This window comes from Kouleothrix sp. (genome assembly GCF_046328425.1).
GTDB lineage: Bacteria > Chloroflexota > Chloroflexia > Chloroflexales > Roseiflexaceae > Kouleothrix.
In genome coordinates this window covers 122064-134124 of the sequence record NZ_JAXLWP010000016.1, presented here as the reverse complement: position 1 = coordinate 134124, position 12061 = coordinate 122064, and the positions used below count along the sequence as shown (strand labels likewise).

The 12061-nt window shown below is 67.9% G+C and carries 8 protein-coding genes; 3 read left to right on the top strand and 5 right to left on the bottom strand.

The window, feature by feature from the left end; translation table 11 throughout:
* Nucleotides 1–82 precede the first annotated feature (82 nt).
* Nucleotides 83–379: a hypothetical protein gene (locus U0177_RS16225; protein ID WP_409571693.1), complete on the top strand. Its 297-nt coding sequence runs from the start codon at nucleotides 83–85 to the stop codon at nucleotides 377–379.
* 82 nt (nucleotides 380–461) lie between these two features.
* Here U0177_RS16225 and U0177_RS16220 read toward each other — a convergent pair whose 3' ends face one another.
* From U0177_RS16220 to U0177_RS16200, 5 genes are all read right to left on the bottom strand, one after another.
* Nucleotides 462–854: a zinc-ribbon domain containing protein gene (locus U0177_RS16220; protein WP_409571692.1), complete on the bottom strand. Its 393-nt coding sequence runs from the start codon at nucleotides 852–854 to the stop codon at nucleotides 462–464.
* A 363-nt stretch (nucleotides 855–1217) separates the two neighbouring features.
* Entirely contained in the window at nucleotides 1218–2027 is an 810-nt protein-coding gene (locus U0177_RS16215) for an MBL fold metallo-hydrolase (protein ID WP_409571691.1), read from the bottom strand.
* Between the two features lie 248 nt (nucleotides 2028–2275).
* The gene (locus U0177_RS16210; protein WP_409571690.1) at nucleotides 2276–3619 is read right to left on the bottom strand and encodes an FAD-dependent oxidoreductase; all 1344 of its coding nucleotides are present in this window, start codon (nucleotides 3617–3619) and stop codon (nucleotides 2276–2278) included.
* Nucleotides 3620–3709: 90 nt separating this feature from the next.
* A complete protein-coding gene (locus tag U0177_RS16205; RefSeq protein WP_409571689.1) occupies nucleotides 3710–6790 on the bottom strand; it encodes a protein kinase family protein in 3081 nt (1026 codons plus the stop codon).
* Between the two features lie 35 nt (nucleotides 6791–6825).
* Nucleotides 6826–8196: an FAD-dependent oxidoreductase gene (locus U0177_RS16200; protein WP_409571688.1), complete on the bottom strand. Its 1371-nt coding sequence runs from the start codon at nucleotides 8194–8196 to the stop codon at nucleotides 6826–6828.
* Between the two features lie 573 nt (nucleotides 8197–8769).
* Between U0177_RS16200 and U0177_RS16195 the strand changes: the two genes are divergently transcribed.
* Complete coding sequence (locus tag U0177_RS16195; RefSeq protein WP_409571687.1) at nucleotides 8770–10296, top strand: hypothetical protein; 1527 nt, start codon at nucleotides 8770–8772, stop codon at nucleotides 10294–10296.
* 97 nt (nucleotides 10297–10393) lie between these two features.
* Nucleotides 10394–12049 (top strand): protein kinase domain-containing protein, encoded by a 1656-nt coding sequence (locus U0177_RS16190; RefSeq protein ID WP_409571686.1) that lies wholly within the window; start codon nucleotides 10394–10396, stop codon nucleotides 12047–12049.
* The last annotated feature ends 12 nt before the right edge of the window (nucleotides 12050–12061 follow it).

Genomic DNA, 12061 nt, shown 5'->3' with positions numbered 1-12061 from the left:
ACATTGCTCCACCACCTTCGTAATGTGACGCATCACCTGGCGCCTGATCGCATCAAGCGGTTTGTGATACAAAGGAACCGCAGTGACAACCCTTGCAATCGGCGACAGCGGCGATGTACGGCTGACGTTACGCGGCGCCGACGAGAACCGCATCCTGGCCACGATACGGCGTTGGCCGCATTGGCGAGAGATCGCGCTCGAGCGCCATCCCGACGACACTGCACGCTATGTGTCGGTGACGCTGGTGGCCGACCAAGCCTACGAGGCGACGGTGCGCGAGATCCTGAAGCGTAGCTTTGGCCTGACGTTCCCCAAGTCCGGGGGTAGCTGCGATCTACCGCCCGCTCCGCCGGTCACCAGCCGCCGCCGCAGCCGCTAGGCACACTCCTACAGCTAGGCACACAAAAAAAGCCGGGGGCGCGAGGTATTCACTACCTCGCGCCCCCGGCCTATTCGCGTGCTTACCAGCGGCTGCTGGTGGTGCGCCGCTGCTGCTGGAAGCAGTCCGAGCAGTACACCGGCTTGTCGCCGCGCGGCACGAACGGCACCTGCGCCTCGCGGCCGCACGACGCGCAGACCGCGGTGTGCATCTCGCGCTGGCCGCCGCCGCTGCTATAGCTGCTGCGCCCGCCGTAGCTCTCGCGCTCGCCATAGCCACCGCGCCCGCCGTAGCTCTCGCGCTCGCCATAGCCACCGCGCCCGCCACCGCTGGCCTTGCGCTGCTGCCGGCACGCCGGGCAGCGCGTCGGCTCGTTGGTGAAGCCCTTCTGCGCGTAAAACTCCTGCTCGCCCGCCGTAAAAACGAAGTCCGTCCCACAATCACGGCACGTGATTGTCTTGTCTGCGTAGCTCATCGCTCGCCAACTCCTTGAATATAGAAAGTAACACTGTGCCCATGGGCTTGGGAAACGATGAGCGGGGAAGAACATCCTGGGGAACAGGGAGTTCGGAGCACTCGCAAGCACCAAACCAATTGAACATAGGCATAGTATACACGATGGCGGCAAATTGTGCAAACGCGTTTACCCAACCGCCACGGCTCGTGCAACTGCGGTTCTCACATTCCCCTCTTCTCCCACGCGCGGGAGAAGAGGATTATTGTTGGCGTCGTGATGCAGTCGCAAAGCGACCGCATCACGACGCCAACGTTGTTTCCTCGCCCCCTGGTAGGGGCGAGGGCAGGGAGTGGGGTCGAAAGACATTACACGAGCCCTAATCTAACCGCCGATCGCGCGAATATAGCGCTCGGCCGAGGCGTGCACCGTATGCTTGGCGTCGTGGCCGACGACTGTCTCCCACCACGCGCCGTAGATCCGGTCGTAGGCGTATGGCTCGACCGCGCCGACGATCGCGCGTACCGCCGCGGCCGGCAGCGGGATAAGGTTCGGGTAGCTGCGCATGAAGCTGACGTAGCGCCGATCCTGCACCACCTGAATGATGTCGCCCGACAGCAGCGCGCCGCGGCCCTGCGCGCCGGCCGCCCAATGCAGCACCGTACCACCCTCGAAGTGCCCGCCGCAGCGGATCAGCGTCACGCCGTCGAATAGCGGCCGGGTTTCACCTTGCCAGAACACAATCGCCGGGTCGGGCCGCATCACCCATTGCCGATCGGCGGCGTGCAGATAGATCGGCACAGCGCCAAACGCCTGGCTCCATTCGACCATGCTCGAGTAGTAGTGCGGGTGCGAGATCGCGATTGCGCTGATGCCGCCCAGCGCGCGCACCGCATCGATGGTGGCCTGATCGATCAGGCTAATGCAGTCCCACAGGATATTGCCGCCGGGCGTTTGCAGCAGCAGCGCGCGCTGGCCGATCGCGAACTTCGGCTCGCTGCCGATGCCAACCAGCCCCGGCTCGTGCGCCTCGACGCGGTTGCGGTGGCCGGCTTGCAGCTCGGGCAGCGTAAGCCAGCGCTGGCCCGCGCTGCCAATGTATTGGCGCTCGTCGTTGCAGATCGGGCAGCTCGCGGGCGCGCCGTCGGACGGCGTGAATTGCGTACCGCAGGTGGCGCAGAGATATGCTGGCATCGCAGATCCTTTTTGTTATGTCGACTAGAAACACTCTGGACGGTTTCGCCTTGCTGCTGCAGGCAAGGGATAGTATCAGCGATGCGCGGGCTGGGCGTATCGTGCGTGGGGCTGAAGAGGGGCTGCCCATGGGGTCAGGATATACGCAGTAGGGCAGCTCAGGCTTTGGCAGATGTGTAGCTATGTGCGGTTTTTCCGCGCCCCGCGCAGAAAAACCGCACACAAAAGAACGTCTGTGCAATTCCTAATTATGTCAAATAATCAACGACATAATCGGCGGCGTGGCGCGCGCTCTGCACCGCGCCCTCCATCGAGGCCATATAGTCCTGGGCCGTCCAGTCGCCGGCCAGGAACAGGTTGGCCACCGGCGAGCGCTGGATTGGCCGGTAGCGATCGGCGCCGGGCTCCTCGCGGTAGAGCGAGTTGGGGATGCGCGCGGTAGTGCCCTTGAGCAGCCGGGCATCGCGCGCGGATGGCCACAGCCGCGCCAGATCGCGCCGGCACATCTCGACGATCTCGGCATCGCTCAGGTGCCAGAACGGCGCGGCCGGCGCGACGCACATCTCGACCATCGAGCCGCCGTGGCGATTGTACTGCAGCGGGCTGGTGAGCGCCAGGTCGCCAAACACCGAGAAGCAGGCGTCGGCGGTGAACCAGAAGTTATCGACATCGGTGACGTAGCGATCAAACCACAGCTGCACATTGATCGTCGGCACCGAGCGGATCTTCCACAGGTTATCGAAGTACGCCACGCCGCGCAGGCTGCGGGGCAGCAGCTGGCGGGCGCTGTGCACCGGCGCGGCCAGCACATATGCGTCGCCGCGCGCCAGGCTGCCGTCGGCCAGGCGCACGCCGGCCACGCCGCCGTTCTCAAGCTCCAGCGCCTCGGCCTTCACGCTGGTGTGCAGGCAGCCGCCGCGGTCGGCGATCCAGCGCGCAATCGGCTTGAAGATCCGCTCGTTGGGCGCGCCGTCGAGCGTGCCGAACTGCGACGCATCGGCGACAGTGGCGAAGTAGTGAAAGATCGTCGCCATAGGGCGGGCGCTCATATCCTCGGCGCCGATAAAGCCCAGCGAAAGGCAGATCGCGTTCCAGAGCTTGCGCTCGACGCCCTCGGCGATGCGGTGCTGGACACGCCACTCGCGAAAGCTTATGTCGTCGAGCGTCTTGATGTAGTCGAGCGTGCCGATCCAGGTAGTGGCCAGGCCCAGCAGGTTGCTGAGCTTCTCCCAGGGCGTGAACAGGTCGTTGTTGGTGAAGGCGACCATGCCGTTGAGCGGCGCGGGAATGCGCGGGAAGTGCAGCCGCGCGTGGTTGCCGCCCGGCCGCGCGATCAGGAAGGTATGCTCTTTCCAGCGAATGTTTTCGTACACGCCGACGTGCCTGAAGAATGGCAGTAGCTCTTTGTAGCAGCGAAAGTAGCAGTGCAGGCCGCTCTCGATATGGTCGCCGTCGGCGTCGACCCACGACGAAGTTTTGCCGCCCAGCACATCGCGCTTCTCTATCAGCTCGACGTCGATGCCCGCGTCGAGCAGCTTGACAGCGGTGGCCAGGCCGGCCAGCCCGCCGCCAACAATGATTGTTTTTGGCATATCTTTCTCTGTTAGAGCCGGTTTAGAAAGGCGGGGTGCAGGGGCGATGCCCCTCGGGCATCCCTTTTGCGAATAGCTGCTGCACGTGCCTTAGCGGCCGGCGCCAAGCTCAAATATCTGCACACTCTGGTCGCCCAGGCCCACCGCCAGGCGCTGGCCGTCGGGGCTGAACGCGGCAGCGTACACGCCATTGCGATTCAGATCGAAGGCGGGCAGCGCCCCGGCCGCCGCGCCGCTCTGGGCATCCCAGAATGCCACATCGCTGGCGGGCGAGCCGGTCATCAGCAGCGTGCCGTCGGGCGAGAACGCCAGCGCCGAGAAGCGGCCGCCCTGGCGCGGCGCCTGGATGGTGGTGCCGAGCGTGCCGGCGCGGGCGTCCCAGAGCGTCAGCTTGCCATCGAGCGTAGCAATCGCCAGGCGGCCGCCGCGCGGCTGGAAGGCCATGCTGGCGATCGCCGTGTCGGAGCCGCTGAGCGTCTGCAGCAGCTTGCCGGCCGCCACGTCCCAGATCTCGACGCGCGGGTCGTCGGGTGGGCCGCCGGCCGCCAGCAGTGCGCCGTCGGGGCTGAGCGCCAGCGCGTAGATCGCGCCAAGGCCGCTGCGCAGCTCGGGCTGAGGGCGGGCGCTGGCGCCATCCCAGCGGCCGATCGCGCCGCTGCTGCTGCCCGCCACCAGCACGCGGCCATCGGCCGAGGCGGCGATGTTCAGCGCGCGCCCGGCGAGGCCAGGCAGGGCCTGGCTGCTGCCGCTCTTCAGATCGAGCAGCGTCACCGTGCCTTCGTCGGAAATCGAGGCCAGCCGGCTGTCCGACAGAAACGCCAGCGAGTTGACGGCGGCCGGCGAGCCAGGAAGCACGCGGTAGCGCTGCTGCTCCAGCAGGTGCAGCCGGCTAATGCCATTGTAGCCCACCACGCCGAGGGTAGTGCCGTCGGGCGAGAACTGCAGCGCGGTGATCAGCCCCTGGCCGATCTGCAAGCTGCGCTCGGCGCTGCGGCCCGCTACGTCCCACAGCACTAGCTGGCCACCCTGGTCGCTGGTCGAGGCCAGGTGCGTGCCGTCGGGGCTGAACGCCAGCGCGAGCACGCGCAGGCCATGCTCGCGCAGCTCGGCCGTTTCGGTGGCGCTGGTCGTATCCCACAGCCGGATGCTGCCGTCGAAGCTTGCGCTGGCGAGCGTCTTCCCGTCGGGCGCGAACAGCAAGCCGCGGCTTACCACAATGCCGGTGTGGCCCATAAGCGCGCGCGCGCCTTTGCCGGTAGCCGCGTCCACCAGCACGATCGAGCCATCTTCCGAGCCAATCGCCAAAATTTTGCCATCGCCCGAGAAGGCCAGCCCGGTGGCCCACAGCGGCGCGCCGGTGGCCAGGTTTGGCGCCGGCTCAAAGGCAAAGCTGCTCAGCTGGCTGCCGCTGGCCACGTCCCACAGCAGCACCTTGCCGTCGGCCGAGCTGGTGGCCAGGCGCGCGCTATCGGGCGAGAACGCGACCGTGCTGATAAAGTCGCTGTGGCCGCTGAGCGTGTGCAAAAGCGCGCCGGTGTCGACATTCCACAGCTTGACGGTATGGTCGAAGCTGCCCGAGGCCAGCAGTGTGCCGTCGGGCGAGAACGCGACAGCGCGCACCCAGCCGCGGTGATCGGCCAGCATGCGCACCTGGCGGCCGTCGGCAGTGCTCCAGATGCGAACTGCATTCTCGTCGATTGCGCCCGAGGCCAGCAGCGTGCCGTCGGGCGAGTAGGCCAGCGTGAACAGGCGGCCGGTGTGGCCTTGGAGCTGGCGCGGCGGGCTAAATGGCTCGAGCGTGGCGGCGTTGCGCAGCTGGATGACCGAGCTGACGCCAACCGCCAGCGTGGTGCCGTCGGGCGAGAACGCCACCGGCCCGATTTCGGGGTTAGTGAAGCTGCTGGTGCTGGTGATCTGCGCGGCGTTCTGCAGCGTGATCGCGCGTGGCCCCAGGTTGGCCGGCGCGAGCGTGGGCTGCGGCGCGGCGGCGGTTGCGGCGGCCGGCACCTCCGGCGTGGCGGCTATCGCGGGGGCGGGCGCCGCGCCGGCCGGCGCGGGTGCCTGGCCGAACAGGCGCGGCAGCGGGCTGCCGGGAACAAACCAGGCCAGCGCGGCGCAGACGGCAATTGCCGCGAGCGCGAGCGCGAGCGCCACCGCCACCAGGCAGCCGGTGCGCATGCTGCGGCGCGGCGCGGGCGCCGCACCAATACCGGTGGGGTAGGGCGGCTCGGCCAGCGGCGTGGTGGCGCCAGTGATCGGCGGCGGGTAGGCCGGGGCGTAGGCCGGCTGAGGCGGCGCGGGCGGGCGCTCGCTGGGCGTCGGCGGCACGAGCAGCGGCGGTGGCGCGGCGGCAGCCGCAGGCGCGATGTCCGGGCCAATCCCCAGCGAGCGCCCGCCCATCATCTGCACCATGTCGATCGACATGCGCATCTCGCGCGGCAGCTGGTAGCGGTTCTCGGGCTTGAGCTGCAAGCCGCGCAGCAGCACCTGCTCGGTCAGCGTCGAGATCCGCGAGTTGAGCGAGCGCGGGCCATTCAGCGGCGCGCCGGCCTGGCGCTGCGCGGTGGTTGGCGGGGCCCAGCCGGTGAGCGCGTGGTACAGCAGCGCGGTGAGCGAGTACAGGTCGCCGGCCGGCGCAGGCTCGGCGTCGGGCAGATCGAGCTCGGGCGCGCGGTAGGGCGAGGGCGCGTGCGCGATCGGGCGGATCAGCGTGAACGGCACCAGGTGCCAGGCGCCGCGGTCGTCGATTAGCACATCGGTGGCCAGCGGGTCGCCCACAAACAGCGCCGGCTTCTGGCTGTGCAGCTGCTCGAGCGCGTCGAGCAGCTTGCGCGCCTGCACCAGTGTATCGGCCTCGGCGAACGGCTCGCCGCGCGCGCGCAGCGTACGCTCGAGATCCTGGCCGCTTACATCCTCGCACACGACGTAGTAGCGATCGCCCTCGGCGAAGTGGTCGAGCACCGCCAGAATCATCTCCTGGCGCACTGTCGCAACCTGGCGCACCAGCAGCTGCAGATCCTCGCGCTCGTCGGGCGCGGGCGCGAGCGCGGCCATGAGCATCAGCCGGTTGGTCTGCTCGTCGCGCACGCGGCTCAGCGTGTAGCCGGGGCGCTCATCGACGGTATAAATCAGCCGGTAGCGATTGTGGATAACCGAGTCTGTAGGCAGCATGCATTCAACCTTCCGATTGGCGGCAAACCCGCGCGTCAGGATGCGACCGAGAGCTGCTGCGCGGCGGCAAACTGGTCGACGCGCTCGACCACGCGCCGCGCGCTGCGGATCGCGCCCTCGATCGAGGCCATGAACTCCTGGCGCGTGTAGTCGCCAGCCAGGAAGAAATTCGGCACGGGCGTGGCCTGGTCGGGCCGGTAGCGATCGACGCCGGGCCGTGCCGAGTAGACCGAGTTGGGGATGCGCACCAGGTGGTGCTTGAGCAGGGTGGCCTGGCGCGCGGCCGGGTGCAGCTGGTAGAAGTCGGCCAGCACCGCCGCCAGCAGCTCGTCGTCGGGCGCGCCAATCAGCTCGCCGGCCGGCGCCACCACCAGCTCGACGATCGACCCGCGGCCGGTGTGGTAGTCGGGCGAGACGCGCGGCAGGTCGGCGTAGACGCTGAGCCGGGTGCCGGCGCTGAACATCAGGTTGTTCACCTCGGTCACCATCCGGTCGAAGAACAGCACCGCCGTCACCACCGGCTGGCCTTTCAGGTAGCTCAGGTTGCCAAGCTCGGGGAACTGCCGCATAGCCGGCGGCAGGCGCTTGCGCAGGTTGTGCACCGGCATGGCCGAGATGTAGATATCGCCCTCGATCGTGCTGCCGTCGTCGAGCACAAAGCCGCTCACGCGGTTCTCGAGCGCGTCGTAGGTAATGCGCTCGACCGCGCGGCCGATCAGCACGCGCGCGCCGCGGCCCTCGAGCAGCCGGGTGAGCGGCGCCCACAGGCGATCGTGCGGCGAGCCCTTCACCAGGCCCATCTTGGGCGCGTTGGTTTCCTGAGCGAAATGCAGCAGCGCGGTGAGCACCAGCTTGGCCGAAACCTGGTCGGCGCGCTGGAAGTTGAGCGCCAGCGCCATGGTGTGCATCACGTCGTCGAGCGTGCGCTGGCCCATGCCGTGGCGCAGGTGCCATGCGGCGTAGGTCTGGTCGTCCTGGGCGTCGATATACGCCTGCGACCCAAAGATCGGCCGCAGAAGCCCAAGCGCCATGCGCAGCTTGTCGCCGGTGGTCATCAGCGGGCTGATCGCCACGCCGGCCAGGCCGTTGAGCGGCGCCGGCAGCCCCGGCACGAAGCGGATCGGCGCCAGCCGGTGGCCCGGCGAGATGAACACCATCTCGGCCGGCTTCCAGTCGAAGCTATCCTCCAGGCCGCACTCGGCCAGAAAGTTCAGCAGGTTATGGTAGGCCCCAAAAAACGCGTGCAGCCCGCTCTCGACCCAGTCGCCGTCGGCGTCGCGCCAGGCCGATACCTTGCCGCCCGGCACGGCACGCTTTTCGAGCAGCACTACCTCGTAGCCACGGTCGTTCAACCATTTCGCCGTCGCGAAGCCGGCCGGGCCAGCCCCGGCGATTATCGCACGCATGCAGCACCCTCATTCTGTTCTACGAAAACAAGCGCACCACCGCCGGAAAGCCAGCGGGCGCTTGTGAGAGTACGCACAGGCATCGCCGCGTGGATGCTCCAGCATGGGCCGCTCGGGTGAGCCGGCGCTATTATACCACCGGGCGCCTGGTTCGCATCACGCCCGCGCCCGGCTCGCAGCGCCCGCGTGCTGTTCCTACGCAACCGCGTACATCTCGCTGCCGTATCGCAACAATCAGGTATGCTATACTTTTAATGACTTACGCATTTGCCTTGTTCGGCTCCTTCAATCGGGCGCTTTTGCCTGCGGCAGCATGGTACTCAGCCATCGTTGTGTCCATCCGCGCAGAGCGCGGAAAATGGACACCTACGGAGAATCAGGTACCGCTCTGCCGAAGGTTGAGCCCGCCAACTGCGTAGGTCCTAACTTTTTTTGAAATACCACGAGCAGCGCGCTACCGGCGCGATCTATTGCGCCCCTACGCCCGCGGGGCAACAGCTCGCCGGTGTATGTGCCGCTAACAGGCGTAACATTGCGCCCCTACGCCCGCGGGGCAACGAACTGGAACGCTGGTTGAACCACTCAATTCGGACAAGCCAGGCAGCGCGGCGCGGCGCCGGCATCACGCTCGACCACGTGTGGCTCGCGGCGGCGCTGCTGCTGATCGCGCTGCGCCCGCTGCTGACGCCCATCCCGCCGAATGATTTTTGGTGGCACCTGGCCACAGGCCGGATCATCGCGACCAGCGGCGCCATCCCGGTGCTCGACAGCTTCTCGTACACTCGCGCCGGCCAGCCGTTCTTCAACCAGGGCTGGCTGGCCCAGCTGCTGATGTACGCGCTGTACCAGCTTGGCGGCATCCCGCTGATCCTGCTGGTGCAAGCGCTGGTGATCACGCTGGCCTACGGCCTGCTGCTGCGGCTGTGCATACGCCGCACTGGCCGGCCGCGCCTGAGCGTCGGGCTGCTGCTGCTCACCACGCTGCCGCTCTCGTTCACCAACTGGATCGTGCGGCCGCAGAGCTACGCGCTGCCGCTGTTTGCGGCCTTTCTGCTGATCCTGACCGAGTACCGCCTCGGGCTCGGCCGGCGCCTGTGGCTGCTGCCGCCGATCATGGCGCTGTGGGTGAACATCCACGGCACGTTTGTGCTCGGCCTGGCCCTGGTTGCGGTTACATTTGCGAGCATGGCCGTAGGCCGAGCCGAGAGCCAAGAATCAACAGCCGGCGCCAGCTTTGCTCCCCGGCCGCGGTTCTCGGCTCTTGGCCCTCTGGCGCTGTGGGGCGCGCTCACCGGCGCCGCCGTGCTGCTGAACCCGCGCGGCCTGGGCGTGCTGGCGTATGTGCGCAACCTGCTCGGCAGCAGCGCGGTCACCACGCTGGTGACCGAGTGGGCGCCGCCGACCACGCGCGACCTCGAGGGCACGATCTTCTTCCTGTTCGTCTTGCTGTGCGGCGCGGTGCTGGCCTACTCGCGCCGCCCGGCCTTGGCCGACATGCTGCTGTTCGGCGCGTTTCTGTGGCTGGCGCTCGGCGCGAGCCGCAACGTCGTGTGGTTCGGCATGGTCGCCACGCCGCTGCTGATCTCGCAGGCCGCCGGGCTGCTGGGCGAGCGCGGCCGGGCGAGCAGCGCGGGGTCGCCGCTGCTGAACGGCACACTGATCGGCATGCTAGGGCTGCTGGTGATCCTGGCGCTGCCGTGGGTCAAGCCCGCGCTGGGCCTGCCGCCGCCGGTGGGCGCGCTGCTGGCCGAAGACACGCCAGTTGCGGCGGTGGCGTTTCTGCGCGCCCAGCCCGAGCGCCCGCGCCACCTGTTTCACAGCGAGGCGTACGGCTCGTACCTGATCTGGGCCGCGCCCGAGCAGCCAGTGTTCGTCGATACGCGCATCGAGCTGTACCCGTTCGAGCAGTGGCGCGACTACATCAACCTCGGCCAGGGCAACAACGTCGGCGCGCTGCTGGCGAAATACGGCATCGACGGGCTGCTGCTGAGCGTCAAGCAGCAGTCGCCGCTGATCGACGCCATCCGCATCGCAGGCGGCTGGCACGAGCGCTACCGCGACGCGCAGACGGTGTACTTCATGCGCGACGGCGGGCAGTGAGCCGCGAACGGCCGGAGGCCCAGCGCCCGCCGCCGGCCAGCCGCCGCAGTGTGGTATGATACAACCCCTTCCGTAAACCGCAAGCCGGAGGCAGGCCATGTTTCGGCGCATGTTCGGCAAAAAGCAGCTCGTCCCAGGCGCGCAGCTCGGGCGCGAGTTCAGCGTGGGCGATGTTGTCGAGCAGCGCTACGAGATCGAAAAGACACGCCGCGGCTACATGGGCATCGTCTACATTGCCTACGACCGCCAGCGCCGCCGCCAGGTGGTGCTCAAAACCTTCCAGAACAAATTTCTGTGGGATGAAGAGGCGATCAATCGCTTCAAGACCGAGGCCGAGCTGTGGATGCGGATCGGCGGCCACCCAAACATCGTGCGCGCCTACGACCTGCGCACCTTCATGGGCAAGCCGCACGTGATCGCGGAATACGTGCACGGCGGGCCGCTGCGCACCCTGATCGGCCACCTCGAGATGCGCGAGGCGCTCGACTACGCCGTCCAGATCTGCCGCGGCATGACCCACGCCGTCGAGCAGGTCGGCATTCTGCACCGCGACCTCAAGCCCGACAATATCATGGTGACGCTCGACGGCCAGGCCAAGGTTACCGACTTCGGGCTGGCGCGCGTGATGCCGAACGTGCTGCAGTGGGCCGCGCGCGACCGCGCCCGCCAGCGCCCGACGCTGCGCGTGCGCACCGCCGCCGCCAAGGATGTGGTGGCCGGCACGCTGCCCTACATGGCCCCCGAGCTGTTCGACGACACCAACTTCGTCGGGATCTGGACGGACATCTACGCCTTTGGCGTGATGCTGTACGAGTTCTTCACCGGGCGGCTGCCCTTCGACGCCAAGCGCGACGAGTCGGTGATCCGCATGCACCGCAGCACCAGCCCGCCCGACCCGCGGCAGCTCAGCGGGAGCCTGGCGCCCGAGGCGGCGCAGATCGTGCTGCGCTGCCTGGCGAAACGCCCGGCCGACCGGCCGCAGAGCTTTGCCGAGATCGAGGACGAGCTGCAGGCGCTGCGCCTGAGCCTGTTCGGCAGCCACTACAGCAAAACCTGGCCCGAGCAAGACACCGCCGCGCGCGACCGCTGCCTCGAGCGCGGGCAGGCGCACATGGACATGGGCGAGTACAGCGAGGCGCTCAGCAGCTTCCGCCAGGCCGCCGCGCTCGACCCCGACCCGGCCGAGTGCTGGCTGAACATGGCCCGCGCGCGCCTCAGGCTCTGGCAGTACAACGAGGCCCTGCAAGACGCGCAAGAGGGCCTGCGCCGCGCCGTGCGCCGCGACGAGTTCGGCCAGCTCTACAGCGTCTGCGGCGAGATCTACACCGCCATGCTGCTGCTGCCCAAGGCCATGGAATCGTTCGACCAGGGGCTTTCGTACACGCCGAAGGCGCCGTACCTGTGGCGCGCCCGCGGCCAGCTGATCGACAAGATGGGCCTGCCGCGCGAGGCCCAGGAGTGCTTCGAGAAGGCGATCGAGTACGACAAGCTCGACTCGCTGGCCTGGCAGCTGCTCGGCGACTCGCTGCGCCGCGAGGAGCGCTACAAGCGCGCCTACGACACCTACGCCGAGGCGCTGAAGCTCGACCCGCGCTCGGCCGAGACGTGGGTGCACTACGGGCAGTGCCAGCTCGAGCTCGGGCGCGTGAAAGAGGCGCTGCTGTCGTTCGAGGCCGCGCTCAAGCTCAACCCCGACCTCAACGAAGCCCTAGCCGGCGCGCGCGTGGCGCGCCAGCGCCTCAAGCTAGGATGAAACTCCTCGCAG